Raw genomic sequence first — 25943 nt, 5'->3', positions numbered from 1 at the left:
GCGGCGTCGTCGCATCCGCACTGGGGTGCTCGCCTGGCTGACAATCTGCGTGGTCGTGAGCGAGTTCCTGTCGCCTCCCTTCGATCCCGTACGACCCGTCGTCCGGCTGGTCCCCGCCGGTCTCGTGGCCTGGTGCCTCAGGGGGGTCTTCACTCGCGACTCCCGGGACCGCGCGTGAGCTGACGCCGGACGGCCACACGGTGCCGTTGCTGATCGAGCAGCATGATCCCGGGCGTGGAGATCGACTGGGACGACTCCGTCTCGATGCGGCTGGCCTGCCTCGCCCTGGACAAGGGGCGGTTGACCGACGACCTCGTCACGGCGCTGGCCGTGCGGGGGGCCCTCCTGGTCGACCTCACGCTGGGCGGCCGGGTCACCGAGACCGCCGATGCGGTGGAATTCGATGTCGGGCCCAGCGGCTTCGCGCCCGCCGACCAGCTCCTCGCTGGTGGCGCCCCGTCACTGAGCGAGCTGCTCGGCCGCGGACCGGTGGACCAGCACGACCTGGCGGCCGAGCACCTCCGGCGCGGCTCGTGAACCCGGAGGCGACGATTCATCGCGTGGCGCTACGTCGACCACCGGGCGGAGCGGACGGCGCAGGGCGAGCGGGCCATGGCGTTCACACCGGGCCAGGAGTGGACAGCAGCCGATGCCGCGCTCACCGCGCTCGCCGGCATCCTGCGACTGCTGCCGACAGGACGCACCCTGCCCCCGAAGTCGCTCCTGGCAGCGACCGGGCCGGTACGGGCGCTGGTCGAGCTGATCGTCGACGAGGTGAACCAGCGGGTGGTCCAGGGGCGGGCGGTGCGCTGGGCGGACGCCTAGATCTCGAACGCCCGGACCGCTGGTGCGGTCGCCGCTCAGCCGACGCTGATGCCGCGGTCGGCCAGCCAGTCCTCGGGGTCGGTCGGCTTGCCGTTCATACCGCCCTTGTGGATCTCGAAGTGCAGGTGCGGGCCGGTGGACTGGCCCTCGCTGCCCACCTTGGCGATGGTGTAGCCGGCGGACACGACGTCCCCGGCCTCGACGTATATGTAGCGCATGTGGCCGTAGATCTCGACGTTCCCGTCGGCGTCCTGGATGTAGACGGCGTTGCCGTAGCCCGACGCCGGTCCGGCCCGCAGCACGACGCCGTCCGCGGCGGCCACGATGGGGGTGCCCAGCGGGGCGGCCAGGTCGATGCCCCAGTGCATGGTGCCCCACCGGGTGCAGAAGCACGTGGTGAGCCGGCCCTGGGTGGGCAGCACGAACTTGGGCTCGCGGGCCGCCCGGGAGGCAGCGATCTCGTCCAGCCGGGCCTGCGCCTCGGCCTGGCTGATCTCCCCGCGGGCACCCGCGACCTCGGAGCCGCCGGCGAAACCGGTCTCCTCCAGGCCCAGGCCGTAGTCCTGGCCCGTGGCGGACGTGGTGCTGGCTCCGGGGCCGACGATGCCCGTGGCCCCGGAGAGCACGGCGCCGGCGACGGCGGCGGCCAGCAGCATGGCCGGCCGGCGCCGGGGGGTGGCCGGGAAACGGCGCAGTCGCGCGGCCCGCGGCTGAGCCTCGTCGGTGTCGGTGTCGGTGTTCGTGTCGCTGTCGTCGTCCGGGTCGGTGACCTCGAGGACGTCGAGGTACTCCTCGTCCAGGTCGGCGAGGTCGTCAGCCGCTGCGGCGGTCCGGGTGCTCGCCCAGCTGCGGTCCCAGTCGGGCTCGGAGAGTCGCCAGTCGGCGGAAGCGTCGGTGTCCCAGTAGGTGTCGCGGGCCGCGGCCGCGGTGCGCGGCCGGATGACGAGTCCGACCCCCGACGGAGCGGCGGTGGTGGGCCCCGACGAGCGACCGGCGAGTTCGTTCAGGCGAGACAACGGAGCACCTTCCCGAGCGCAGCGACACGGGGGGAGCCGTGGCGCCTGAGGGGCACCGGCCGACCGTGGGAGACGGCGTCTGGTGCGTGCACATCAGCTGTGCGGCGCCCTCGGACTGCTCCCTCGGCGCCGTCCCGGACGTTAGGCAGGCTCCTGGAGGGCGCCAAGGACCTGACTAGGCGTGTCGCGATCAGTGCGCAGGGTCAGCAACACCCGCCACGCGCGTCCCGCGAACTGGTCAGGCGACGGCTGTGCTGTCTGATGCCGGATGGTTCCCGGCGGGCACGGTGCGCCGCCCGGCGAGGGTCGCGGCCACCTCGTCGACGACGGCGCGGTGGATCGGCAGCGACATGTGCCCGACCCCGCGCACGAGCACGTTGCGGACCTGCAGGTCGGGGTGGTCGCAGCGGCCGACCCGGGAGGGCACCAGCATCTGGTCCATGTCGCTGTAGACCGCCGTCACCGGGGTGCGGCAGCCGGGCGCCGGCTCGGCCAGCTCACGCAGCAGCCGGGAGCCGGGCCGGAGCTGGCGCACCAGGGAGGTTGGCAGCATGTGCGCCCAGAGCGTGCCGCCGTGCGGCGTCCCGAGCGTGACGAGGGACTCGACCCGGCGGTCACCGCCGAGCCGCTGCACCAAGTACCGGGCCACCAGGCCGCCGAGGCTATGGCCGACGACGTGCACCCGCTCGTGGCCGGTCTCCTGGCAGATCTCCTCGATGTGCGCGCCCAGCGCGGCGGCGGCGCTCTCCACGTCGCGGAGCAGCGGGCTGTAGTTCCAGGTGCAGACCTGTGCGAAGCCGCGGCGGCGCAGGCTGCGGCGCATGACCGTGAAGACCGAGCGGTTGTCGACCAGCCCGTGCACCAGGACGACCGGGATGCGGGCGGCGAGCGGGTCGTCGGCGAACAGGGCGCGGACGGCGGGCGGCTGTACGCCGGGCCGGTAGCGGCCGTCCGGCCGGAGCTGCTCGGTGCGGGCTCCGAGCGGGTAGAGCAGCGCGTGCGCCCCTACCCAGGCGAGCTCGGTGAGTCCGCCGGTGACCAGGGTGGCCGACAGCAGCGACCGCAGCCCGCCACGGGCGCCGGTCGGTGTCGCGGGGACGTCGCTGCCGGCCGTGGGAAGCGTGGCGTGCCACCCTGGAGCCGCAACCAGGTCGCTCGTGTCCACCAGGCCTGCCTCTCGTCGGACGCCGGCAGCCGTACCGGACGGCGGACGTACCTGGTGTGCTGGTTGGCACGATGTTCATGCCCCTGTGTGTCTGCCGTCACACATCGGCAACACCAGCTCTGAACATGACCGGCCACCCGAAGAAAGGGGACTCGTGCCCGCCCGGAACCGCACCCCCGCCGCCCCCCGGCGAGGCGGCGCCCCAACGGGGACCGCCCGCCGCACGTCCGTGGCGTCCGGCCGACGCGACCGGGACGAGGCCTCGTTCCGGTCCGAGGTGCTGGTGGTGGGGGAGGTGCCGTTGCTCGCGCGGGCGGCCGGTGCGCTCCTGATCCTCGCCGGCCTGCTCGCCGCAGCCGCGGCTTTCCCGACCTACCTCGTCGTGGGCGGGACCGCGATCTCCCTGGTCACCGGCCCGATGGATGCGGTCGTCGCGCTCGCCGCGCCACTGGCCACGGCGGTGGTCGGCGTCGTCCTGGTGCTCGGCCGCGTCCCCCGGCTGGGGCTCGCCTACGCCGGCGTGGCCGGCTCTCTCGCTGTCGGGCGGGTGCTGATCGAGCTCCACCAGGGGCACGGGTCCACGACCCGGCCCGCCGTCGAGGTGCTGGCCGGGGAGCGGGTCCTCACCAGCTCGGTCCAGACCGGCGCCGGTTGGGCGCTCGGGGTTGCCGCGCTGTCGGTCACGATCCTGGCCGGGGTACTGGCGCTGCTCGCCTGGAACCGGACCGTCATGGAGGACGGCGGCACCTTGGACCCGCGGCGCCCGGCGCTCGCCGGCATGGCCGTGCTGGTGGGCGTCGCCGCAGTGCTCTGCCTGGCCCTGCCGGCCGCCGACGTCCCCGACCGGGTCGTCACCGACCCGGCCACCGGCCTGGAGACCGTGGTCACGGCCGAGGGTCCGCAAGCACTGCTGGAACGACCGGGGCTCGCGCTGCTGGGCGGCCTGCTGCTGGCCGGTGCCCTGGTGCTCTGTTCGGTCGTGGCGCCGTCGCTGCGTCCCCGGCTCGCCGCGGTCGGGGGACTGCTGGCGGTCGCCGTCCAGCTGCTCGGCAGCGGGCTGTCCGGGGCGCGGGACGCCGCCCACAGCGACGAGTTGGACTGGACGGTGCCCGGGATCGGCCTGCTGGTGCTGGGCCTGGCCTCGGTCGGGCTGACCGTGCTCGCCTGGCGCTGGCACCGGACAGCCGCAGGTCCCCCCGCGTGACCGCGGCGCAGCTGGTCCGGGTCCTCGCCAGACGCGGAGCTGGAACCGGTGCGCCGGGCCGGGCCGGCTGGAGGGCCGGCTGGCGGCAGCGTCCTCGCCGGGGACGCTCCCACCGCACAGCTCGTCGACCGGGTCCGGGCCGCCGCCGGACCCCGAGGGATCACCGGTAGGGTCAGCAGGCCGGGCACGCCCGGCCCCGTGCGCACCGTCACCGGCTGGGGCAGTGTCGACCCGCGGTAGGCCAGGTCGCCGCCAGCCAGTACCACAATCTAGAGCTTGACGAAGACCACGAGCTGCCCGCCGGGCCCGGTCGGCGGGCTGGCCCGCGCCGTGGGCGCGTCCAAGCTCACGGTCAGCCGCGCCCAGCCGACGACGTCCAGCGGTGTGGACAGCGGCGGCGTGCTGAACCGCACCGCCGCCCCGGGCGGGTCGGTGACCGGCCGGTTCTCGTCCAGGTAGGACCTCTCGGTGTAGTCCGGCCCGACCGGGGCCACGCCGCTGTACGCGCTCGTCCCGGAGACGACGGTGCCCGGGCTGCTCACCAGGTCATCCACGGCCGGGCCGCCGCCGGACAGGTACATCGTGCGGTGCCGGCTCACCGGGTAGCCCGCCGCGGAGGCGTGGGCCGCGGCGGCGGTGAGCGCCGAGGTGAGCAGGGCGGTCGTGGTCCTGCGCACGGTGCGGCGATCCTCGTCGCCGAGAACGGCAGCGTCGGGTGTCTGGTGCTGTGATGCGCCCCACGGTGTGGAACGCACGTGCGGCGGAGCGGTTACAGGCGGGCTACGGTGCTTGCTCGTGGATCTCTTCGAATACCAGGCCCGTGACCTGTTGGCCTCGCACGGTGTGCCCGTGCTCCCCGGTGGCGTCGCCGAAACGCCTGAACAGGCGGAGGCGATCGCCCGTGAGATCGCCGCGCCGGTCGTCGTCAAGGCGCAGGTGAAGGTCGGTGGCCGCGGCAAGGCCGGTGGCGTGAAGCTGGCCGACGACCCCGAGACCGCCCGGGCCCGCGCCCAGGACATCCTCGGCCTGGACATCAAGGGCCACATCACGCACCGCGTGATGGTCGCCCAGGCCAGCGACATCGCCGAGGAGTACTACTTCTCCTACCTGCTGGACCGCTCCAACCGCACCTTCCTGGCCATGGCCTCCTTCGAGGGCGGCATGGAGATCGAGGAGATCGCGGTCACCAAGCCCGAGGCGCTGGCACGCATCCCGATCGATGCCACCGTCGGCGTGGACACGCAGAAGGCCGCCGAGATCGTCGACGCCGCCGGCTTCCCCGCCGAGGTGCGCGACCAGGTCATCGCCATCGCCGTCCAGCTGTGGGACGTCTTCGCCAAGGAGGACGCCACCCTGGTCGAGGTGAACCCGCTGGCCAAGGCGCCCGACGGCACCGTGCTCGCGTTGGACGCGAAGGTGACCCTGGACGAGAACGCCGGCTTCCGGCACCCGGAGCACGACGCCCTCGAGGACGTCGCCGCGGCCGATCCGCTGGAGGCCGCCGCCAAGGAGAAGAACCTCAACTACGTCAAGCTCGAGGGCTCGGTCGGCATCATCGGCAACGGTGCCGGGCTGGTCATGAGCACCCTGGACGTCGTCGCCTACGCCGGTGAGGAGTTCGGCGGCGTCCGCCCGGCCAACTTCCTCGACATCGGTGGCGGCGCCTCCGCGCAGGTCATGGCCGACGGGCTGGGCATCATCCTGTCCGACCCGGCCGTCAAGAGCGTGTTCGTCAACGTCTTCGGCGGGATCACCGCCTGCGACGCCGTCGCCAACGGCATCGTCTCCGCGCTGGACATGCTCGGCGACGAGGCCATCAAGCCGCTGGTCGTCCGGCTCGACGGCAACAACGTCGAGGAGGGACGGAGGATCCTCGCCGAGGCCGCCCACCCGCTGGTGACCGTGGTCGACACCATGGACGCTGCCGCCCGCCGGGCCGCCGAGCTGGCGGCCTGAGGAAGGACCCCCTTCCTCCCCACCCCTCGCACGCTCGCGGCGGGCCCCTGGAAGGGGCCGCCTCCATCTTCTGAGACAGGACACCAGACAGATGTCGATCTTCCTCACCGAGAACAGCAAGGTCATCGTCCAGGGCATGACCGGATCCGAGGGGCGCAAGCACACCCAGCGCATGCTCGCCTCCGGCACCGCCGTCGTGGGCGGCGTCAACCCCAGCAAGGCCGGCCAGGACGTCGACTTCGACGGCGCCTCCGTGCCCGTCTTCGGCTCCGTGGCCGACGCGATGAAGGAGACCGGGGCCGACGTCAGCGTCGTCTTCGTGCCGCCGAAGTTCGCCAAGGGCGCGGTCATCGAGGCCGTGGACGCCGGCATCGGCCTGTGTGTGGTCATCACCGAGGGCATCCCGGTGCACGACTCGACCTATTTCTGGGCGCACGCCCAGGGTGGCTCGACCCGGATCATCGGCCCGAACTGCCCTGGCCTGATCAGCCCCGGACGCTCCAACGCCGGCATCATCCCGGCCGACATCACCCAGGCCGGCAAGATCGGGCTGGTCAGCAAGTCCGGCACGCTGACGTACCAGATGATGTACGAGCTGCGCGACATCGGCTTCTCCACCGCCGTGGGCATCGGCGGCGACCCGGTCATCGGGACGACGCACATCGACTGTCTGCAGGCCTTCCAGGACGACCCGGAGACCGAGGCCATCGTGATGATCGGTGAGATCGGTGGCGACGCCGAGGAGCGGGCCGCCGACTTCATCAAGTCCAACGTCACCAAGCCGGTCGTCGGCTACGTGGCCGGCTTCACCGCGCCCGAGGGCAAGACGATGGGCCACGCCGGCGCCATCGTCTCCGGCTCCGCCGGCACCGCCGCCGCCAAGCAGGAGGCCCTCGAGGCCGCCGGCGTGAAGGTCGGCAAGACCCCGTCGGAGGCCGCGCGCCTCATGCGGGAGATCGTCGGAGGCTGACGCCCCGGTGAGCATCACCGGGAGCGCCAGCGACCGAGGAGCGGAGCCGGGGCGGAAGCCGACCAGTGAGCTCGGCGCCTGACGCCGCCGGATCCGACTCGGCGGCTGACGCCGCGCTTCCCTGCACCACCTGCTGCCCGGTCCCTCGTCCGAGAGGGCTCGGGCAGCTGTGTGTTCCGACCGGTGCGGTTGCGCCCGGCCGACACGGGCCAGGACGATGCCGGGGTGACCGAGGACGTCGACGCCGCGGTCGGCCAGCCGACGCCGGCCCCCGCAGCCGACCCCGGCCGAGCCCGCAGCGGGTGGCGTGCCCTGGGGCTGACCGACGGTGTCGTCGTGGCCTGCGCCGTGCTGTACCTGGTCTGCACGGCCCTGCCGTGGTTCCGATTCGAGGGCCGAGAGCTCGGCGCGGGCGCCCGCACGCTCGACTCGACCGTCAACGGGTTCGACTCGGCGATGCTCAGCTGCGCCGCCGTCGTCCTGGTGCTGGCCGCGGTGTGGAGCGTGGCGTCGGCGTGGACGGCCACCCGGCTGCCGTTCCCGCGGGTGCTGATCACGACCGGACTCGCCGCGGTGAGTGTGCTGCTGACCGTGCCCGAGTGGCTGACCACCGTCGACGTCGGGTTCAGCCTCCCCGGCCTGCTGACCGTGCTCTGCGCGACGGCCGCGCTCGCCTGGACGGCCCGGGCGTCGCTGACCGCGCTCCGGTCGGTGGACGACGAGGCCGCCGGACCGCCGGACCTGGCCCAGCCCGCTGGGTGACTTGGTGGTGACCGGCGCGTACGCCGCCCCCGCTCCGGCGGGACTTGGGACAGTGGGGGGGTGACGTTCCTGCTGTCCCGTCTGCCGGGCAGGGCCCAGCGCCGGCCTGGGGAGCCCTGGGGCCCGGCCACCGGCTGGCTGGCCGCGGTGGCCGCGCTGGCCGTGACCGTCACCGGGCTGGCCGCCCTGCTCATGGCGCTGGCCGTCGTGCACACCCTCGACCCGGCCGGCGGTCTGGCGCTGCCGACCTCGGCCGAGCTGGCCGGCCAGCTCTGGCTGCTGGCGCAGGGCGCCGAGATCGGTCTGCCCTCCGGCCCGCTGCGGATCGCCCCGTTGCTGCTCACCCTCGGCATCGCCGGGGGGCTCAGCGCGGCGGGCCGGTCGGTCGTGGCGCTGCGGAACCTGCACACCGCCCGGGAGGTGGGCGGTGTCCTGGCGCTGCTGGCCGCGGTGCACACCGTCGTCACCGCAGCCCTCGCCGCCGTCCTGAGTTCGTCGGCGGCGTCGATCGGCGTCCTCCGGCCGGCGCTCGGCGCGCTCGTCCTCGCCCTGGTGGCCGGCGGTCTGGGCGTACTGCGCGAGTCGGGCCTGCGGTCGGAGCTGCTCGACCGGTTCCCCGGCCCGGGGCCCGCGCTGGCCCGCGCGGTGCTCGCCGGAGTGCTGTGGCTGGCGGCCTGCTGCACCGCGGTGGTCGCCGTCGCCCTGGCCGACGATGTCAGGGCCGTCGCGGCGCTGACCACCGGGCTGGGCGGCGCCAGCGCCGGTGCCGCCGGGCAGGTCGGGCTCAGCCTGCTGCTGCTGCCCAACGCCACCGCCGCGGTGGTCGGCCTCGCCGCCGGCCCCGGGTTCCTGGTCGGCGCCGGCACGTTCGTCTCCGCCGGCGCGGTGACCCTGGGGAGTGTCCCCGCCCTGCCGCTGGTCGCCGCCCTGCCCGACACCCAGGCGGTGCCGCTGCTGGCCTTCCTGGCCCAGGCGCTGCCGGCCGTCGCCGGGCTGGCGGCGGGGACGTCGCTGGGCCGGCGGATGGGGGACACCGACGGCGGCGCCCTGACCGCGGGGCTGTGGGGCGTCGTCACCGGCGTCGGGGTCGGGGTGGTGTCCGGTCTCTGCGTGCTGGTGGCCGGCGGCCGGCTCGGGGACGCCGGACTGGCCGAGGTGGGCGCTCCGGCGCTGGCCACGGGGCTGGCGGTGGCTGCGCAGGCCGGGATAGCCGCCGCCCTGGCCGCGGCGCTCACCCGCTGGCGGTCCCGGGGCTGACAGCGGGCGGGAGCGGGTGTGCCGGCGACGTCTAGGGTGGGCAAACGTGCCCGCCGCCGTGCCCGCCACACCAGGGTCCCGCGTCGCCGTCCTGCTGTCGGGCGCCGGCACGCTGTGCGCCGCGCTGCTGACCGCGGCTGCCGAGCCCGGCAGCCCCGTCGAGGTGGTGGCGGTCGGCTCTGACCGGGCGGACGCCCCCGGCCTCGCTCCCGCCCGGGCGGCCGGCGTTCCCACATTCGTCATCGCGCTTCGCGACCACCCAGACCGGGCCGCCTGGGACCGGTCGCTGGCCGCAGAGCTCACCGCGGCCCGGCCGGACTGGGTGGTCTGCGCAGGGTTCATGAAGCTGCTGGGCCCCGCCGTCCTGGCTGCGTTCGCCGGCCGGGTCGTCAACGCCCACCCCTCCCTGCTGCCGCAGTTTCCCGGCGCACACGCCGTCCAGGACGCACTGGCCGCCGGCGTGGCGACCACCGGTGCGACCGTGCACCTGGTGGACGCCGGCCTGGACACCGGGCCGGTGCTCGCCCAGCGGCCGGTGCCGGTGCTGCCCGGGGACGACGAGGCGGCCCTGCACGAGCGAATCAAGACCGTGGAGCGCGAGCTCCTGGTGCAGACGGTGGCCGTCCTGGTCACCGGTGCACCGCTGACCAGCGCCGGAACAGAGGAGACCAGTCGATGAGCGAGCGCACCCCCGTACGCCGGGCGTTGCTGGGCGTGTACGACAAGACCGGGGTCGAGGAGCTCGCCCGCGGGCTGGCCGGGGCCGGGGTGGAGCTGATCAGCACCGGCGCGACCGCTGCCCGGATTGCCGCCGCCGGCATCCCGGTCACCCCGGTCGAGCAGGTCACCGGCTTCCCCGAGTGCCTGGACGGGCGGGTGAAGACGCTGCACCCGTCGGTGCACGCCGGGATCCTGGCCGACCGGCGCAAGCCCGAGCACGTGGCCCAGCTGGCCGACCTGGGCATCGCGCCCTTCGACCTGGTGGTCGTCAACCTGTACCCGTTCAGCGAGACCGTCGCCTCGGGAGCCTCGCCGGACGAGTGCGTCGAGCAGATCGACATCGGCGGCCCGGCCATGGTGCGGGCTGCGGCGAAGAACCACCCGTCGGTGGCTGTGGTCGTCGACCCGGGCTGCTACGACGAGGCGCTCGAGGCGGTCACCGGCGGCGGGTTCACCCTCGCCCAGCGACAGCAGCTGGCCGCGGAGGCGTTCCGGCACACCGCCGCCTACGACGTCGCCGTCGCCTCCTGGATGGGCAACGTGCTCGCTCCGGACGACGAGAGCGGCTTCCCGGCCTGGGTCGGTGGCAGCTGGGAGCGTACCGACGTGCTGCGCTACGGGGAGAACCCGCACCAGGGCGCTGCGCTGTACCGCAGCGGCCAGCCCGGGCTGGCCGACGCGGACCAGCTGCACGGCAAACAGATGTCCTACAACAACTACGTCGACACCGACGCCGCGTGGCGGGCCGCGCACGACCACACCGACCCGTGCGTGGCGATCATCAAGCACGCCAACCCGTGCGGGATCGCCGTCGGCGCCGACATCGCCGCGGCACACCGCAAGGCGCATGCGTGCGATCCGGTGTCGGCCTTCGGCGGGGTCATCGCGGCCAACCGCGAGGTCGACCTGACGCTGGCCGAACAGATTTCCGAGGTCTTCACCGAGGTCGTCGTCGCCCCGTCGTTCACCGCGGACGCCCTCGGGGTGCTGACGGCGAAGAAGAACATCCGGCTGCTGCGCATGCCCGAGGCGCCGCGGCTGTCGGTGGAGATGCGCGCGGTCAGCGGCGGGTTGCTGCTGCAGACCGCAGACCGGATCGACGCCCCCGGCGACGACCCGACCAGCTGGACCCTGGCCACCGGCGAGCCGCTGGACGCCGCGGCCCTCGACGACCTGGTCTTCGCGTGGCGCAGCATCCGCGCGGTGCGCAGCAACGCGATCCTGCTGGCCAGCGACAAGGCGACCGTCGGGGTGGGCATGGGCCAGGTCAACCGGGTGGACGCCGCCCGGCTGGCCGTCACGCGGGCCGGTGACCGGGCCGCGGGGTCGGTGGCCGCCTCCGACGCGTTCTTCCCCTTCGCCGACGGCCTGCAGGTGCTGCTGGACGCCGGAGTGCGGGCGGTGGCCCAGCCGGGTGGCTCGGTGCGCGACGAGGAGGTGATCGCCGCGGCCGAAACCGCCGGGGCGACGCTGTACCTCACCGGCACCCGGCACTTTGCGCACTGAAGAAGGACCAGCCTTCCCCCCACGCCTCGCAAGCTCGGCGCGGGACCCTGAAGGCTGGCCGTTCCAGCACGTCACCAGGCTCGCGGCGGGACCCTGAAGGCTGGCCGTTCCAGCACGTCACCAGGCTCGCGGCGGGACCCTGCAGGGGGGCCGCCCGGCGCCCCGCCTCGGGACGAGGCCATATCTTGAGGTGATGCGCAACACCCGGCCGCACGTCGGTCCGCCCGAGCCCGACACGACCTGGGAGGGCGAGGACTTCGCCCGGGTCGACTGGGACTGGGCCGAGCTGGAGCAGGTGACCTTTCTCGACTGCCGGTTCGACGACGCCTCGCTGATCGAGCTGGTCACCCGCCGGTGCGTCTTCGAGCGGTGCGTGCTCACCGGGGTCGCGCTGTCGGGCTCCCGGCACGAGGGGACGGCGTTCCTGTCCTGCCGGTTCGACCGGGCCAAGCTGTTCGACGTCATCTGGTCGGCCTGCAAGCTCACCGGCTCGCAGTTCCCCGGGGCGACGCTGCGGCCGATGACCTCGACCGAGTGCGACTGGTCCTATGCCTCGCTGCGCGGTGTGGACCTGTCCGGGGTCGACCTGTCCGGGCAGAAGCTGGTCGAGGCCGACCTCACCGACACCGACCTGCGGGAGTCCGACCTGACCGGCGCCGTCCTGCGGCACGCCCGGTTGCAGACCACTCTGCTGCGCGGGGCGGACCTCCGCGGCGCGGACACCGACGGCGTCAACTGGCGCGGCTTCGACCCGACCGGCGTGCGACTGGACCTGGTGCAGACGGTGCAGTTCGCCCGGGCGCACGGTGTGCTCGTCGCCGACTGACAGTTCGAAGTTGAGCCGGCCGCCCGACGGGTGGGCCAGGTCATGACCCGGACAACCGGTCGCCGGAGCGACTCAGCGTCGCCGACTCACCTTCTGGCCGGTTGACAGGGCCTTCAGTGTGCCGAGCAGGCCGAGTCCGCCCACGGCGACGGTGAACCAGAACCCGACGTCGAAGCCGGAGATGTCCCAGTCCGCGTCGGCCAGCGGCACCAGCACGCCAGCCGCCACGGCGAGGGAGACCAGGAGGGCGAGCACGCCGAGGAACCGGTGGGTCTTCGCCGGCACGTACATGAGCAGCCCGAGCAGGAAGAGGACGGCGCCGCCGAACACCACCGCCAGGACCTGCCACGAACCGCTGCTCCAGACGGTCCCGTCGACGGCGTCGGCGATCCCGCCGCGCACGAGGTCCAGCCCGGTGTCGCCGCCGCGAACCCAGACCAGCAGCAGGCTCACACCGGCGGCGATGCCGGCCAGCACGAGCAGCAGCCCGGCGACGGAGTCCGCTCGGCGGACCGCCACCGGAGCGGCCGTGTACTCGGGGTTCGTCCGGTCGCGAGGGTCGTCGTCGGGCGCGTCGGTGCGGTGGCGCCCCTCGTCGCGGGGCGTGGCGTACGGCTCGTCGTCCGGCACCGGTGGGACCGCGAGCGGGCGGAGGCCCGCGGGCGGGGTGTCGTCCCGCGCCTCGTAGCGGTCCAGGGGAACCACCTCGGTCGGCTGGTCGGCCAGCGGCTGGCCGGTGTACGCCGAGCTGCCGTGCGCGGGGTCGCGGACGTCGCGGGTGGGCTCGTCGGTGCCCCGGTCGTGGGCGTCGGTCATCGGTGCTCCCTCTGCGCACAGGTGGTGCGGATTGCGCCGCCGTCGGTGCGTCGAGACTAGTGAGGACGACACGGCCGCGAACATCGCAGGGAGCGCCAGCGACCGAGGAACGGAACGGCGGTGGAGTCGAACAGTCGACCCTGTGCGGTCGGCGGCTGTCGGGGCGGACGTCGGGCAGACTGGGCACGTGGCGGCGACGACTCTGGACGGCAAGGCGACGGCGGCGGCGATCCGGGCGGAGCTCACCGAGCGGGTGGCCACACTGGCCGCGGCCGGACGCCGTCCGGGCCTGGGCACCCTCCTGGTCGGCGACGACCCCGGCAGCCGCTGGTACGTCTCGGCCAAGCACAAGGACTGCGCGCAGGTCGGCATCGCCAGCATCCAGCGCGAGCTGCCTGCCACCGCCGACCTGGCCGACGTGCTCGCCATCGTCGATGAGCTCAACGCCGACCCGGAGTGCACCGGCTACATCGTCCAGCTGCCCCTCCCACGCGGCCTGGACGAGAGCGTCGTCCTGGAGCGGATGGAGCCGGCCAAGGACGCCGACGGGCTGCACCCGGTCAACCTGGGACGGCTGGTGCTCGGAGTGCCGGCGCCGCTGCCGTGCACGCCGCAGGGCATCGTCGAGCTGCTCCGCCGGTACGACGTCCCTATCGCCGGTGCCGAGGTCGTCGTCGTCGGCCGCGGGATCACCGTCGGCCGGCCGCTGGGCCTGTTGCTCACCCGGCGCAGCGAGAATGCCACGGTCACGCTGTGCCACACCGGCACCCGCGACCTGGCCGCGCACACCCGCAGCGCCGACATCGTGGTGGCCGCAGCCGGCGTGCCGGGCCTGATCACCGCCGACATGGTCAAGCCCGGCGCCGCCGTCCTGGACGTGGGGGTCAGCCGGGTCGACGGGAAGATCGCCGGGGACGTCGCCGCGGACGTTGTCGAGGTCGCCGGCCAGGTGGCCCCCAACCCCGGCGGCGTCGGCCCGATGACCCGGGCGATGCTGCTGGCCAACGTCGTCCTCGCCGCCGAGCAGGCGGTCGGCGCCGAGGCGCTGTCGGCATGAGCCGCCCGGTCGGCAGCCCGGCAGGCGGTCGGGCCCCGCTGTACCTGCGGCGCCCGCTGCTGGCCGGGCTCGTCCGGCAGTGGCCGCTGTTCCTGGTGATCGTCGCCGCCGGCACCGGTCTGGCGCTGGTCGCGGTCGAGCAGTGGCGCCGTGGCCTGGTGGTCATCGGCCTGGCCCTCGTCCTCGCGGCCCTCCTGCGGCTGCTGCTGCCGTTGCCGCGGGTCGGCTTCCTCGCCGTCCGCAGCCGCCCGGTCGACGTCACGCTCACCGCGGGAGCCGGAGCGGCGCTGGCGGTCATCGCGCTGACCATCCCGTTCGACTGACCCTCGCACCTCCGGTGTGGAACCGGACCGCCTGCGGCGGACGGACCCGCGCGGGCGCCGGGTGCACGTCGGCGCTAGGTTGGCGGGCATGGCAGAGCGCGCTCGGAGGGGCAAGGTCACCGTCGTCGGCGCCGGTTTCTACGGCTCGACCACTGCGCTGCGGCTCGCCGAGTACGACGTGTTCGACACCGTCGTCCTCACCGACATCGTCGAGGGCAAGCCCGAGGGTCTGGCGCTGGACATCAACCAGTCGCGCCCGATCGAGGGCTTCGAGACCCGGGTCGTGGGCGTCGGCGGCGGCTCGTACGCCGGCACTGAGGGCTCCGACGTGGTCGTGATCACCGCGGGCCTGCCCCGCAGGCCCGGCATGAGCCGGATGGACCTCATCGAGACCAACGCTGGAATCGTCCGCCAGGTCGCCGAGAACGTCGCGAAGACTTCCCCGAACGCCGTCCTCATCGTGGTGTCCAACCCGCTGGATGAGATGACCGCGCTGGCCCAGCTCGCCACCGGCTTCCCGAAGCACAAGGTGATGGGCCAGGCCGGCATGCTCGACACCGCCCGGTTCACCACCAACGTCGCCGAGGAACTCGACGTCCCGGTGAGCTCGGTGCGCACGCTGACCCTGGGGTCGCACGGCGACACGATGGTTCCGGTGCCCTCCCGCTGCACGGTCGACGGCAGGCCGCTGACCGACGTGCTGGCCGCCGACCGCATCGAGCACCTGGTCGACCGCACCCGCAACGGCGGGGCCGAGGTCGTCGCGCTACTGAAGACCGGCTCGGCCTACTTCGCGCCCTCGGCCGCGGCCGCACGCATGGCGCGCGCGGTGATCGAGGACTCCGGTGCGGTCATGCCGGTGTGTGCCTGGGTCGACGGCGAGTACGGGATCTCCGGGGTCTACCTGGGGGTCGAGGCCGAGATCGGCCGCCAGGGCGTGAAGAAGGTCGTCGAGCGCGACCTGTCCGACAGTGAGCTGGCGGGCCTGCATGAAGCCGCCGAGGCGGTGCGCGCCAAGCAGGCCGACGTAGCCGACCTCTGACCGCACTGGTCAGAGCCGCAGAGAGGGAAACCCACCACGTGAGCAAGATCAAGGTCGAGGGCAAGGTCGTCGAACTCGACGGCGACGAGATGACCCGGATCATCTGGCAGTTCATCAAGGACCAGCTCATCCTCCCGTACCTCGACGTCGACCTCGAGTACTACGACCTCGGGATGGAGAACCGGGACGCCACCGACGACCAGGTCACGATCGATGCCGCCAACGCCATCAAGCAGCACGGGGTCGGCGTCAAGTGCGCCACCATTACCCCGGACGAGGCGCGGGTCGAGGAGTTCGGTCTGAAGAAGATGTGGCGGTCCCCGAACGGGACGATCCGCAACATCCTCGGTGGCGTCATCTTCCGCGAGCCGATCATCATGGCGAACGTCCCGCGCCTGGTGCCGGGCTGGACCAAGCCGATCATCATCGGCCGCCACGCCTACGGCGACCAGTACCGGGCGACCGACTTCCGGTTCCCCTCCGCCGGGACCCTGACGGTCACCTTCACACCGTCGGACGGCTCCGAGCCGATCGAGCACGAGGTCTTCCAGGCGCCGGGCGCGGGCATCTCGCTGTCGATGTACAACCTCGACGACTCGATCCGGGACTTCGCCCGCGCGTCGCTGAACTACGGCCTGGCGCGCAAGTACCCGGTGTACCTGTCGACGAAGAACACGATCCTCAAGGTCTACGACGGCCGCTTCAAGGACATCTTCGAAGAGGTCTTCCACACCGAGTTCGCCGACCAGTTCAAGGCCGCCGGCATCACTTACGAGCACCGGCTCATCGACGACATGGTCGCCGCCTCGCTCAAGTGGGAGGGCGGCTACGTCTGGGCCTGCAAGAACTACGACGGTGACGTGCAGTCCGACACAGTCGCGCAGGGCTTCGGCTCGCTGGGCCTGATGACCTCGGTGCTCTCGACGCCGGACGGCCGCACGGTCGAGGCCGAGGCCGCCCACGGCACGGTCACCCGCCACTACCGCCAGCACCAGCAGGGCAAGGAGACCTCGACGAACCCGATCGCGTCGATCTTCGCCTGGACCCGGGGCCTGGCCCACCGAGGCAAGCTCGACGGCACCCCGGAGGTCACCCGGTTCGCCGAGACGCTGGAGAAGGTCTGCATCGACACCGTCGAGAGCGGCCAGATGACCAAGGACCTCGCGCTGCTGATCTCCAAGGACAGCCCGTGGCTGACCACCCAGGACTTCCTGGCGGCCATCGACACCAACCTGCAGAAGGCCATGGCCTGATCTCGCGCGTTGCCCGACGACGGCCCCTTCGACCCCCTGCGGTCGAGGGGGCCGTCGCGTGTCAGGGGGACGGGGCTCGGACCGCTGGTTCAGACGCCGAACATCTGGGTCCACCAGGGACCACCGGTGCCGCTGGCGATCCCCAGGCCCATCGTGCGGTACGAACAGTCCAGGATGTTCCGCCGGTGCCCGGCACTGTTCATCCAAGCGTCCATCACTGCGGCGGCGTCCGCCTGGCCGCGGGCGATGTTCTCCGCGCGGGCGTTGGTCACCCCGGCCCGGTCTGCCCGGTCGAACGGCGAGAGCCCGTCCGGATCGGTGTGGCTGAAGTACGTCCGGTCGCGCATGTCCGCGCTGTGCGCCCGGGCGACGCCGGCCAGCCCGTCGTCCGGGGTCACCGCTGCGCAGCCGGCGGCGGTACGCAGCTGGTTGACCAGGGCCAGGACGGGCTCCGTGCCAGCGGGGGTGTCCGCTACGGCGGGGACCGGATCCGGCGCCGGAACGGCTGCCGCCACCGGCTCGGGCACGGGCTTGGCCCCAGGATCGGGATCGGGATCGGGATCGGGATCGGGATCGGGATCGGACTCCGACGCGGGCGCCGGCGACGTGGTGGGTGTGGGCGCGACCGGCTCGTCCCCGACCGGACTGGTGGACGGCGGGACGGTCGTCGCCGTTGCGGGTGCGTCGGCCACCACGGACGGTAGGAGTGCCGGTGGTCGGGCGGACGGCAGCGTGCCGGCCGAGGGCCGCGCCTGGTCGGCGACGGCCTCTCCGGGATCTGCGGTCGCAGCGGCACCGCCGGCGGCGTCCTCGAGCAGTGGACCGGCCGGACCAGCGAGCAGCAGGGCGGCCAGCGCGACGACGAGCGCCGAGGCGAGGAGAGCGAGCGGAGCCCAGGCGGGGTGTCGGCGTGATCGGGAACCGGCTGCTCGGGAGTGCCGGGCGCGGGCCTTGGGCGAGAGCGGTGGAACGGGGCGGTGGCGCACGGGCACGTCCTCGAAGATCACGAATTGTTATCACAAAAGACTAACCGTGAGCAGGCGATCACGGGAAGTGGTCTGCGGTCAACGCTGGTGTGACCGGAGTCCGACGTGGGACGGCACCACGGTCGGTATCGGCCACTACCGTGGTCGACGCGGGACAGCCCCGTCGCGCACGACATCCCCGGAGGAGCACGCCGCCGGTGAGCGACGTATGGCTCAACATCGTCATGGTCTTCGCCTTCGTGCTGATCGGAGGCGCCTTCTCCGGCGCCGAGATCGCCCTGGTGTCGCTGCGGGACTCCCAGGTCCGTTCGCTGGGCGAGTCCGGCGGCCGCCGCGGCAAGGCGCTGACCAAGCTGCTCGCGGAGCCCAACCGGTTCCTGGCCGCGGTCCAGGTCGGCGTCACACTGGCCGGCTTCTTCTCCGCAGCGTTCGGCGCGAGCACGCTCTCCGGGCCGCTGGGCGACTGGTTGATGGGCCGGGGCGTGCAGCCCGGCCTGGCCGAGCCGCTGGCCTTCGTGCTGGTGACCATTGCGATCAGCTACCTGTCGCTGGTGGTCGGCGAGCTGACCCCCAAGCGGCTGGCGCTGCAGCGCGCCGAGGGCTTCTCACTGCTGGTCGCCGCCCCGCTCAACGGCATCGCCGTGGTCTTCCGCCCGATCATCTGGCTGCTGTCCCGCTCGACCGACCTGCTGGTCCGGCTGCTCGGCGGTGACCCCAGGGCCAGCGGCGAGGCGATCGGCCAGGAGGAACTGCGCGACCTGGTCGCCGCCCACGAGTCGCTGACCAGCGACGAGCGCCGGCTGATCGACGACGTCTTCCGGGCCGGTGACCGCGAGGTGCGCGAGGTGATGACCCCGCGCACCGAGGTCGACTTCCTCGACGCGTCGATGACCGCCAGCCGCGCGGCCAAGCAGGTCGCCGACTCCAGTTGGTCGCGCTACCCCGTCGTCGGGCGCAGCGAGGACGACGTCGTGGGCTTCGTGCACGTCCGGGACCTGTTCCTGCCCAACCACCCGGCCGGGCGTGCGGCGACCGTCGGTGACCTGGCCCGCGAGGTGAAACAGCTGCCCGGCACCGCCGGCGTCCTCACTGCCCTGTCGGAGATGCGCAAGGAGAACCGGCACTTCGCGATCGTCGTGGACGAGTACGGCGGCACCGACGGCATCGTCACCCTCGAGGACCTCATCGAGGAGGTCATCGGGGAGATCTACGACGAGTACGACGAGGAGGTCGCCCCGCAGACCGACGACCCGGCGGGCGGTCCGCACGAGGTCGACGGGCTGCTCAACCTCGACGACTTCGCCGTCGCCACCGGCCTCCAGCTGCCCGACGGCCCCTACGAGACCGTGGCCGGCTACGTGCTGGCCGACCTCGGTCGCCTGCCGGTGATCGGCGACTCGGTGAGCGTCGAGGGTCGGGGGCTGACCGTGCAGGAGCTCGACGGCCGGCGCATCGCCCGGATCTCGGTGTCCCCGGCGCCCCAGCCCGAGGCCGGCGCCGACGGCGTCTCCGCGGAGCCGGCCTCCGGCTGAGAAAGGACCCCCTGCCCGCCGCCGCTCGCAGGCTCGCGAGCGGGACCCTGCAGAGGGGCCGGGTGCTCTTTCAGGCGGTGCGCTGCTGCGCGAACTCCCAGGCGTCAGCGACGATCTCGGTGAGTTCGGTGTACTCGGGCGCCCAGCCGAGGTCCCGGTGGATGCGCGCGGAGCTGGCCACCAGCCGGGCCGGGTCGCCGGTCCGCCGGGCCCCCACGACCACCGGCACCGGGTGCCCGGTGACGGTGCGGACCGCGTCGACCATCTGCTGGACCGAGAAGCCGGTGCCGCTGCCCAGGTTGTAGATGCGGTGCTCAGCCGGCGCCGGCGCCGGCAGCGCCAGCAGGTGCGCGGCGGCCAGGTCCGTGACGTGCACGTAGTCACGGATGCAGGTGCCGTCGGGTGTGGGGTAGTCCTCGCCGAAGACGGTGAGCGCGTCGCGGGTGCCCGCGGCAACCTGCAGGGCGATCGGGATAAGGTGGGTCTCGGTGGCGTGCCGCTCACCGCACCCGTAGGCGGCGCCCCCGACGTTGAAGTACCGGAGGCTGACCGCGGCGAAGGAGTGCGCCACCGCGTACGAGGTCAGCATGTGGTCGACCGCCAGCTTGCTGGCCCCGTAGGTGTTGGTCGGGCGGGTGGGCGCGTCCTCGGGGATGGGGACCACATCGGGCTCGCCGTAGGTGGCCGCGGTCGAGGAGAACACGATCCGCCGGCAGTCGGCCGCGCGCATCGCCTCGAGCAGCGCCAGGGAGCCACCGACGTTGGTGTGCCAGTAGTCCTCCGGTGTCACCTGGCTGGCCCCTACCAGGCTCTTGGCCGCGAAATGCAGCACCGCCTCGGGTCGCACGTCGGCCAGCACCGGGGCCGAGTCGTGCAGCGAGGCGCGGACCAGCGTCGCGCCCTCCGGGACCGCGTCGGCGTGCCCGGTGGACAGGTCGTCGAGCACGGTCACCTCGTGACCGGACTCCAGCAGGGCCGCGGTGACTACGCTGCCGATGTAGCCGGCACCGCCGGCGACGAGTACGCGCATGGGCCCACCCTAGAGACGTCGCCGGCCCGGGGTCGCACAACGGTGCGTGCCCCGGGGCGGCAGGTGCAGGAGGAACAGTCGTGGTCAGCGCACGTCCCGCGGTCGCCGCCCTGCCGGCCTACCGGCCCGGCCGCAACCCCGCCGACCTCGCCCGCGAGATCGGCGTCGAGCGGGCGGTGAAGCTGGCCAGCAACGAGGTGGCGTTCCCCCCGCTGCCGGCGGTCGTGCAGGCGATCGCCGCGACCGCGGGGGAGACCAACCGGTACCCCGACAACGGGGCGACGGTCCTGACTGCCGCCCTGGCCGAGCGGTACGGCGTGGAGCCCGCGCAGGTGGCCACCGGCTGCGGCGCGGTGACGGTCTGCCAGCAGTTGGCCCAGGCGTTCAACGACCCGGGCACCAGCATCGTCTTCGCCTGGCGGTCCTTCGAGATGTACCCGCTGCTGGCCGAGGTCGCCGGTGCCCGCGCCGTCCGGGTGCCGCTCGTGCCCGGCACGCCTGGCGGGCCGGCCGACACCCACGACCTGGACGGCCTGCTGGCCGCGGCCGACGAGACCACCCGGCTGGTCTTCGTCTGCAACCCGAACAACCCCACCGGGACGGCGGTGCGCCGGGCCGAGCTCGAACGCTTCCTGGACGCGGTGCCCGCCGAGACCCTCGTGGTGCTCGACGAGGCCTACCGCGAGTTCGTCACCGACCCGGAGGTACCCGACGGCGTGGAGCTGATGCGGGGCCGGGCCAACGTGGCCGTGCTGCGGACGTTCTCCAAGGCGTGGGGCCTGGCCGGGCTCCGGGTCGGCTATCTCCTCGCGGAGGACCCGGCGGTGGCTGAGGCGGTGCGCAAGACCCACGTCCCGTTCAGCGTCTCCACCCTCGCCCAGGCGGCCGCGGTCGCCGCGCTGGCCAGCGAGGACGAGGTGCGGGAGCGCTGCGCCGCCGTCGTCGTCGAGCGCACCCGGCTCACCGCGGCCCTGCGCGAGCGCGGCCGCGCGGTGGCCGACAGCCAGGCCAACTTCCTCTGGCTGCCGCTGGGCGAGGCGACCGCCGCGACCGCCGCGGCCCTGGAGGCGCGGGCGGTCATCACCCGACCGTTCGCCGGGGAGGGGCTGCGGGTCACCGTGGGCACCCCCGAGGAGGACGACGTCTTCATCACCGCGCTCGACGACGTGCGGGACACCGAGCTGACCAACGCACCTGCGGTGTAGGAGCGGAGCGGCTGCGCCGCGCTGAACGCCGTCCTGACCAGCGCGGCTCCGGGCGGCCCGGGAGCCTGAGCGTGGACTCCTGAGGCGCGTGGTTCGATGATGGGCGTGCCTGCTCCCCGCGTGCTGTCCGGCATCCAGCCGACGGCGGACTCCTTCCACCTCGGCAACCTCCTGGGTGCGCTGCGGCAGTGGGTGAGCCTGCAGGACGACCACGACGCCTTCTACTGCGTCGTCGACCTGCACGCCATCACCGTCGAGCAGCCCGACCCCGAGGTGCTCCGGCGGCGCACCCTGGTCTCCGCCGCTCAGCTGCTCGCCCTCGGCGTCGACCCGGCCCGCAGCACGCTGTTCGTGCAGAGCCACGTGCCCGAGCACGCCCAGCTGGCCTGGGTGCTGCAGTGCCTCACCGGGTTCGGCGAGGCCGGCCGGATGACCCAGTTCAAGGACAAGAGCAGCCGCGAGGGCGCCGGGACGACGTCGGTCGGGCTGTTCACCTACCCGGTGCTGCAGGCCGCCGACATCCTGCTCTACCAGGCGCACCGGGTGCCGGTCGGCGAGGACCAACGGCAGCACCTGGAGCTCACCCGCGACCTGGCGACCCGGTTCAACGGCCGGTACGGCGACACGTTCACCGTTCCGGAGGCCTTCATCCCGCCGGGGGCTGCCAAGGTGCTCGACCTGCAGTCCCCGGACAAGAAGATGAGCAAGAGCCTGCCGCCGGCTGGATGCATCAACCTGCTCGACGACCCCACGGTGACCGCCAAGAAGATCCGTTCGGCGGTCACCGACACAGGCCGCGAGGTGGTCGCCGACCCGGTCGCCAAACCCGGGGTGACGAACCTGCTGGCCATCCACTCGGCGTTGTCCGGGCAGACGGTGGCCCAGCTCGAGGAGCACTTCGCCGGGCGTGGCTACGGCGACCTGAAGAAGGAGCTCGCCGAGGTCGTCACCGACGCGCTGGCCCCGGTCCAGCAGCGGACGGCGGAGCTGCTCGTCGACCCGGCGGAGCTGCAGCGGGTGCTCACCGACGGTGCCGCGCGCGCCCGGGAGGTCGCCGGCCGGACGCTGTCCACCGTGTACGACCGGGTCGGTTTCCTGTCCCCGGCGGCCCCATGACCGAGGCACCCCGGCGGACGAACGAGGACACCTTCGCCTTCCGCCGCACCCCGGTCCGCACCCAGCGGGACACCACGGTGCTGGGCGTGGTCGTCTCGGTGCCCGAGCCCTGGGCCCAGCTGCTGGTCGAGTGGCGCGGCAAGGTGGGCGACCCGCAGGCCGCCCTGGTGCCGCCGCACGTGACGCTGCTGCCGCCCACCGAGGTCGCCGCGGCCGACCGGCCGGCGATCAGCGGCCACCTGGCGGAGATTGCCCGCCGGCATCCCCCCTTCGACGTGCACCTGTCGGGCACCGGCACGTTCCGCCCCATCTCCGAGGTGGTCTTCGTGGCCGTCGCCCGGGGCATCGCCGACTGCGAGCTGATCGCCACCGACGTGTGCACCGGTCCGCTGGCCCGGCCGCTGAGCTTCCCGTACCACCCGCACGTCACCGTCGCCCACGACGTGCCCACCGACATGCTCGACACCGCCTACACCGGCCTGGCCGAGCTGCAGGCCGAGTTCCGGGTCGACTCCTTCACCGAGTTCGAGCAGCTGCCCGGCGGCGCCTGGGCCGTCGCCCGCGAGTACCCGCTCACCGGCTCCGCTCGCTGACCGCCGGCACGCCGCCCTCGCCCGGGAAGGCCACCGGGCGGACGGCGCGTCGCCGGCCCACCACCGTGGCCGCCACGATGGCCACCGCCCCGGCGCCGAGGCCGAGGGGTAGCAGTGGTGACTCCCCGGCCGGTCGTCCCGACGAGGACGCCCGGGTGCCCGGCGCGGCGGCCGTGGTGGTCGCAGTCGTCATCGGAGCCGGGCTGGCCGCGGCGGCGGACGTCATCGCGACCGGGGCTGCGGTGGCCTCGCCCGGATCGACCAGCCGGCCCACCCCGCCGGTCCCGGGTGCGGTGGTGAAGCCCCAGTCCAGCAGGCGCTCGGCCTGCTCGAGCTCGTGCACCGGGCGTCGCTCGGCCTGCATGAGGCTGACCACCAGTCGGCGGCCGTCGCGCTCGGCGGCGGCCACGAACGTGTGACGGGCGGCGTCGGTGAAGCCGGTCTTGCCACCGAGGGCGCCCGGGTAGTCGGCGAGCAGGGTGTCCTGCGTCTGGATCTCGTACCCGGGACTCCGCCCCGCGACGGCGGGCATCTGGGCGGTGCGGGTCTGCAGCACCGCCAGGATGGCCGGGTCGGCGACCAGCTGCCGCATGATCAGGGCCAGGTCGTAGGGCGAGGAGGATTGACCCGCGACGTCCAGGCCCGAGGGCGTGCCGGCAACGGTGTCGTAGGCGCCGATCCGCTCCGCCGTGGTGTTCATCGCCGCGACCGTGGGCGCCACCCCACCCGCGGCCCGGGCCAGCGCGTTGGCCGCGTCGTTGCCCGATTGCATCACCAGGGCGCGGAACAGCAGCGAGACCGGGTAGTGGCCACCCTGCACCAGTCCCACCCGACTGCCCTCGATGGCCTCGTCCTCCACCGTGCCCGCCACGACGAGTGCGGGGTCCAGCAGGGGCGACAGGGTCAGCAGGGTCAGCGTCTTGAGGGTGCTGGCGGGGTAGTAGCGGCCGTGCGGGTCGCGGGCGCCGAGGACGGCGCCGGTGGTGGCGTCGGCCACCAGCCAGCCGTGGGCGTCGATGCCCTCGGGCACCGGGGGAGCACCGGGCACGGTGACCAGGCCCCGGGTGTCCAGCAGCTCGCCGCCTACCGTGCTGCCGTCCGGGGCGGTGCCCTGCGGAGGCGCGCCCGCCGACGGTGAGGTCGGGGTGGGAGCGACGGGGTCGACGGTGGGCCGGGAACTCTCTGCCAGGGCTGGGCCGCCGGGGCCCAGCACCAGCACCACGGCCGTCAGCAACCCGGCCAGCGCGCCCGGCAACCGGCCGCCCACCGTGGCCGCGAACGGCAGGCAGCGCATGGGCAGCGACGTTAGCCGGTGCGCCGCCGCGCCAGGCGTGTGGCCTGCCTCACCCACGGTGGCCCAGGGGAATGGCCGACCGTGCCGGTTGGCAACGATCCGGCATCGGTCCTCTCCGCGAGGGGGTCCGCGAGGCGACCCCGCGGTTAGCGTGCCCGGATCGCCGTCGCCAGGTGAGGCTGCTTCCTGTGGCCGGCCGGAAGGCGGATGCGATCAGCTCGATCCACCCCACCGGGGCGTGGCCGACCAACCTCGGCCGGCGCCCTCCGAGAGAGGAGACCGTCTTGCGCCACGTGCGTGGGATGAAGGCCGCGGCTCTGCTGCTGGCCGGCAGCATGGCCCTTGCGGCCTGCGCCAGCGACGAGACCGACAGCACGGCCGGGGGCAGCGGCAGCAGCGCCAGCGCCGGCGACCTGAAGATCGGTCTCGCCTACGACACCGGCGGCCGTGGCGACAAGTCGTTCAACGACTCGGCCTACGCCGGCGTCGAGGCGGCCATCAAGACCAACGGCGGCGAGGTACAGGAGCTCTCGCCCAACAGCGACGCCTCCAACCGGGCCGACCTGCTCACCCAGCTGGCCGACGGCGGCTACAACCCGATCATCGCGGTGGGCTTCGCCTACGGCGACGTCATCGGCGACGTGGCGAAGCAGTACCCGGAGACCACCTTCGCCGTCGTCGACTCCACCGGCGTGGACCTGGGAACCGGCAACGTCACCGGTCTGCAGTTCGCCGCCAACGAGGGGTCCTTTCTGGGGGGCGTCGCAGCGGCGCTGAAGTCCGAGACCGACCACGTCGGCTTCGTCGGTGGCGTCGAGACCCCGCTGATCCAGAGCTTCGAGGCCGGCTACGTCGCCGGGGCTAAAGCGGTCAACCCCGACATCGTCGTCGACGTGAGCTACATCTCGCCGGCCGGTGACTTCTCCGGCTTCAGCGACCCGGCGAAGGGCAAGATCGTCGCCCAGGGCATGTACGACAAGGGCGCCGACATCGTCTACGCCGCCGCCGGCGGCTCGGGCATCGGTGTCTTCCAGGCTGCCGCGGCGTCGGGCAAGCGCGCGATCGGCGTGGACTCCGACCAGTACCAGACGGTCGGCGACCCGGCCCTCCAGCCGGTGATCATGACCTCGGTGCTCAAGCGCGTGGACAACGCGGTCGAGGCCTTCATCGGCGACTTCGTCGACGGCAACGTCAAGGGCGGCACGGACATCGTCAGTGACCTGTCCACCGATGGCGTCGGCCTGGCGGCCTCCGGCGGCTTCATCGACGACATCCAGGACCAGGTCGACGAGTACAAGCAGAAGATCATCGACGGCGAGATCACGGTTCCCGAGACCCCGTGATGCCCCCGTCCTGAGCAGCACTGGACACGGCGGGCCCGGGCGTACGTCACGCCCCCGGGCCCGCCGTTTTCCGTGTGTACCGTCTCGGCGGCGGCGGCGGACGACGACGTCGTCGTCCGCCACCCGGACCGGAGCGCTTGCGGTCC

Annotated in this window: 26 protein-coding genes; 19 read left to right on the top strand and 7 right to left on the bottom strand. The window is 73.3% G+C overall.

From position 1 onward, the window contains the following. Window positions 1–234 precede the first annotated feature (234 nt). Window positions 235–537 carry a hypothetical protein gene (locus BLW04_RS01270; protein WP_139306693.1) on the top strand — a complete coding sequence of 101 codons (303 nt, stop codon included), beginning with the start codon at window positions 235–237 and terminating at the stop codon, window positions 535–537. Between the two features lie 75 nt (window positions 538–612). Next, window positions 613–825, top strand: a complete 213-nt coding sequence (locus BLW04_RS01265; protein ID WP_091536305.1) for a hypothetical protein — start codon at window positions 613–615, stop codon at window positions 823–825. Window positions 826–860: 35 nt separating this feature from the next. Here the strand turns inward: BLW04_RS01265 and BLW04_RS27965 are convergent, their stop codons facing one another. Both BLW04_RS27965 and BLW04_RS01255 read right to left on the bottom strand, forming a co-directional pair. Then, a complete protein-coding gene (locus BLW04_RS27965) occupies window positions 861–1841 on the bottom strand; it encodes a M23 family metallopeptidase (protein ID WP_254780934.1) in 981 nt (326 codons plus the stop codon). Between the two features lie 238 nt (window positions 1842–2079). Further along, window positions 2080–3006: an esterase/lipase family protein gene (locus BLW04_RS01255; RefSeq protein WP_254780933.1), complete on the bottom strand. Its 927-nt coding sequence runs from the start codon at window positions 3004–3006 to the stop codon at window positions 2080–2082. A gap of 229 nt (window positions 3007–3235) precedes the next feature. On the opposite strand from BLW04_RS01255, the gene BLW04_RS01250 reads away from it, so the two are divergent. Beyond that, window positions 3236–4210 (top strand): hypothetical protein, encoded by a 975-nt coding sequence (locus tag BLW04_RS01250; protein ID WP_254780932.1) that lies wholly within the window; start codon window positions 3236–3238, stop codon window positions 4208–4210. 269 nt (window positions 4211–4479) lie between these two features. On the opposite strand, the gene BLW04_RS01245 is transcribed toward BLW04_RS01250, so the two are convergent. Next, a complete protein-coding gene (locus BLW04_RS01245) occupies window positions 4480–4887 on the bottom strand; it encodes a hypothetical protein (protein WP_091536300.1) in 408 nt (135 codons plus the stop codon). Between the two features lie 118 nt (window positions 4888–5005). Here BLW04_RS01245 and sucC point away from each other — a divergent pair, with 118 nt between their 5' ends. From sucC to BLW04_RS01210, 7 genes are all read left to right on the top strand, one after another. Next, the gene (gene sucC, locus BLW04_RS01240) at window positions 5006–6166 is read left to right on the top strand and encodes an ADP-forming succinate--CoA ligase subunit beta (protein ID WP_091536298.1); all 1161 of its coding nucleotides are present in this window, start codon (window positions 5006–5008) and stop codon (window positions 6164–6166) included. A gap of 91 nt (window positions 6167–6257) precedes the next feature. Continuing rightward, window positions 6258–7136: a succinate--CoA ligase subunit alpha gene (gene sucD, locus BLW04_RS01235; RefSeq protein WP_091536295.1), complete on the top strand. Its 879-nt coding sequence runs from the start codon at window positions 6258–6260 to the stop codon at window positions 7134–7136. Between the two features lie 225 nt (window positions 7137–7361). Continuing rightward, entirely contained in the window at window positions 7362–7898 is a 537-nt protein-coding gene (locus tag BLW04_RS01230; protein ID WP_139306692.1) for a hypothetical protein, read from the top strand. Window positions 7899–7958: 60 nt separating this feature from the next. Then, window positions 7959–9155, top strand: coding sequence for a cell division protein PerM (locus tag BLW04_RS01225; RefSeq protein WP_091536290.1), 1197 nt, complete (start codon window positions 7959–7961; stop codon window positions 9153–9155). 46 nt (window positions 9156–9201) lie between these two features. Continuing rightward, the gene (gene purN / locus BLW04_RS01220; protein ID WP_254780931.1) at window positions 9202–9834 is read left to right on the top strand and encodes a phosphoribosylglycinamide formyltransferase; all 633 of its coding nucleotides are present in this window, start codon (window positions 9202–9204) and stop codon (window positions 9832–9834) included. Then, a complete protein-coding gene (purH, locus tag BLW04_RS01215; RefSeq protein WP_091536287.1) occupies window positions 9831–11381 on the top strand; it encodes a bifunctional phosphoribosylaminoimidazolecarboxamide formyltransferase/IMP cyclohydrolase in 1551 nt (516 codons plus the stop codon). Before purN ends, purH begins: the two co-directional genes overlap by 4 nt. 193 nt (window positions 11382–11574) lie before the next feature. Then, window positions 11575–12207 carry a pentapeptide repeat-containing protein gene (locus tag BLW04_RS01210; protein ID WP_091536804.1) on the top strand — a complete coding sequence of 211 codons (633 nt, stop codon included), beginning with the start codon at window positions 11575–11577 and terminating at the stop codon, window positions 12205–12207. A 72-nt stretch (window positions 12208–12279) separates the two neighbouring features. On the opposite strand, the gene BLW04_RS27960 is transcribed toward BLW04_RS01210, so the two are convergent. After that, complete coding sequence (locus tag BLW04_RS27960) at window positions 12280–13023, bottom strand: hypothetical protein (protein ID WP_254780930.1); 744 nt, start codon at window positions 13021–13023, stop codon at window positions 12280–12282. A gap of 187 nt (window positions 13024–13210) precedes the next feature. Here BLW04_RS27960 and BLW04_RS01200 point away from each other — a divergent pair, with 187 nt between their 5' ends. From BLW04_RS01200 to BLW04_RS01185, 4 genes are all read left to right on the top strand, one after another. Then, window positions 13211–14080, top strand: a complete 870-nt coding sequence (locus BLW04_RS01200) for a bifunctional methylenetetrahydrofolate dehydrogenase/methenyltetrahydrofolate cyclohydrolase (protein WP_091536799.1) — start codon at window positions 13211–13213, stop codon at window positions 14078–14080. Then, window positions 14077–14403, top strand: coding sequence for a DUF3017 domain-containing protein (locus BLW04_RS01195; RefSeq protein WP_091536284.1), 327 nt, complete (start codon window positions 14077–14079; stop codon window positions 14401–14403). Before BLW04_RS01200 ends, BLW04_RS01195 begins: the two co-directional genes overlap by 4 nt. An 88-nt stretch (window positions 14404–14491) precedes the next feature. Continuing rightward, entirely contained in the window at window positions 14492–15445 is a 954-nt protein-coding gene (mdh, locus tag BLW04_RS01190; RefSeq protein ID WP_091536282.1) for a malate dehydrogenase, read from the top strand. Window positions 15446–15483: 38 nt separating this feature from the next. Further along, complete coding sequence (locus BLW04_RS01185; protein ID WP_091536279.1) at window positions 15484–16698, top strand: NADP-dependent isocitrate dehydrogenase; 1215 nt, start codon at window positions 15484–15486, stop codon at window positions 16696–16698. Window positions 16699–16787: 89 nt separating this feature from the next. On the opposite strand, the gene BLW04_RS27955 is transcribed toward BLW04_RS01185, so the two are convergent. After that, complete coding sequence (locus BLW04_RS27955) at window positions 16788–17705, bottom strand: CAP domain-containing protein (RefSeq protein WP_175483848.1); 918 nt, start codon at window positions 17703–17705, stop codon at window positions 16788–16790. A gap of 176 nt (window positions 17706–17881) precedes the next feature. Between BLW04_RS27955 and BLW04_RS01175 the strand changes: the two genes are divergently transcribed. Further along, window positions 17882–19216 (top strand): hemolysin family protein, encoded by a 1335-nt coding sequence (locus tag BLW04_RS01175; protein ID WP_091536277.1) that lies wholly within the window; start codon window positions 17882–17884, stop codon window positions 19214–19216. Between the two features lie 70 nt (window positions 19217–19286). Here BLW04_RS01175 and galE read toward each other — a convergent pair whose 3' ends face one another. Then, a complete protein-coding gene (gene galE / locus BLW04_RS01170; protein WP_091536275.1) occupies window positions 19287–20246 on the bottom strand; it encodes a UDP-glucose 4-epimerase GalE in 960 nt (319 codons plus the stop codon). 80 nt (window positions 20247–20326) lie between these two features. On the opposite strand from galE, the gene hisC reads away from it, so the two are divergent. From hisC to BLW04_RS01155, 3 genes are all read left to right on the top strand, one after another. Beyond that, complete coding sequence (gene hisC, locus BLW04_RS01165) at window positions 20327–21451, top strand: histidinol-phosphate transaminase (protein ID WP_091536273.1); 1125 nt, start codon at window positions 20327–20329, stop codon at window positions 21449–21451. A 99-nt stretch (window positions 21452–21550) separates the two neighbouring features. Then, window positions 21551–22567 carry a tryptophan--tRNA ligase gene (gene trpS / locus BLW04_RS01160; RefSeq protein WP_091536794.1) on the top strand — a complete coding sequence of 339 codons (1017 nt, stop codon included), beginning with the start codon at window positions 21551–21553 and terminating at the stop codon, window positions 22565–22567. Continuing rightward, the gene (locus BLW04_RS01155; protein ID WP_091536270.1) at window positions 22564–23160 is read left to right on the top strand and encodes a 2'-5' RNA ligase family protein; all 597 of its coding nucleotides are present in this window, start codon (window positions 22564–22566) and stop codon (window positions 23158–23160) included. Before trpS ends, BLW04_RS01155 begins: the two co-directional genes overlap by 4 nt. On the opposite strand, the gene BLW04_RS01150 is transcribed toward BLW04_RS01155, so the two are convergent. Continuing rightward, on the bottom strand, window positions 23141–24454 hold the full coding sequence (locus BLW04_RS01150; protein ID WP_091536267.1) for a D-alanyl-D-alanine carboxypeptidase family protein: 1314 nt from the start codon (window positions 24452–24454) through the stop codon (window positions 23141–23143). The genes BLW04_RS01155 and BLW04_RS01150 overlap by 20 nt on opposite strands. Before the next feature lie 293 nt (window positions 24455–24747). On the opposite strand from BLW04_RS01150, the gene BLW04_RS01145 reads away from it, so the two are divergent. Then, entirely contained in the window at window positions 24748–25797 is a 1050-nt protein-coding gene (locus BLW04_RS01145) for a BMP family lipoprotein (RefSeq protein ID WP_254780961.1), read from the top strand. Window positions 25798–25943 lie beyond the last annotated feature (146 nt).

Origin of the sequence: Modestobacter sp. DSM 44400, assembly GCF_900107175.1 — a bacterium.
Lineage (GTDB): Bacteria > Actinomycetota > Actinomycetes > Mycobacteriales > Geodermatophilaceae > Modestobacter.
Note: the sequence above shows the minus strand (reverse complement) of the source record. Positions and strands in the feature narration are given on the sequence as shown.

Coding starts and splice junctions, on each gene's coding strand:
- BLW04_RS01155 (WP_091536270.1), top strand. CDS start 22,564: ATGACCGAGGCACCCCGGCGGACGAACGAGGACACCTTCGCCTTCCGC.
- BLW04_RS01150 (WP_091536267.1), bottom strand. CDS start 24,454: ATGCGCTGCCTGCCGTTCGCGGCCACGGTGGGCGGCCGGTTGCCGGGC.
- BLW04_RS01265 (WP_091536305.1), top strand. CDS start 613: ATGGCGTTCACACCGGGCCAGGAGTGGACAGCAGCCGATGCCGCGCTC.
- purH (WP_091536287.1), top strand. CDS start 9,831: ATGAGCGAGCGCACCCCCGTACGCCGGGCGTTGCTGGGCGTGTACGAC.
- BLW04_RS01210 (WP_091536804.1), top strand. CDS start 11,575: ATGCGCAACACCCGGCCGCACGTCGGTCCGCCCGAGCCCGACACGACC.
- BLW04_RS27960 (WP_254780930.1), bottom strand. CDS start 13,023: ATGACCGACGCCCACGACCGGGGCACCGACGAGCCCACCCGCGACGTC.
- mdh (WP_091536282.1), top strand. CDS start 14,492: ATGGCAGAGCGCGCTCGGAGGGGCAAGGTCACCGTCGTCGGCGCCGGT.
- BLW04_RS01195 (WP_091536284.1), top strand. CDS start 14,077: ATGAGCCGCCCGGTCGGCAGCCCGGCAGGCGGTCGGGCCCCGCTGTAC.
- sucD (WP_091536295.1), top strand. CDS start 6,258: ATGTCGATCTTCCTCACCGAGAACAGCAAGGTCATCGTCCAGGGCATG.
- trpS (WP_091536794.1), top strand. CDS start 21,551: ATGGGCGTGCCTGCTCCCCGCGTGCTGTCCGGCATCCAGCCGACGGCG.
- galE (WP_091536275.1), bottom strand. CDS start 20,246: ATGCGCGTACTCGTCGCCGGCGGTGCCGGCTACATCGGCAGCGTAGTC.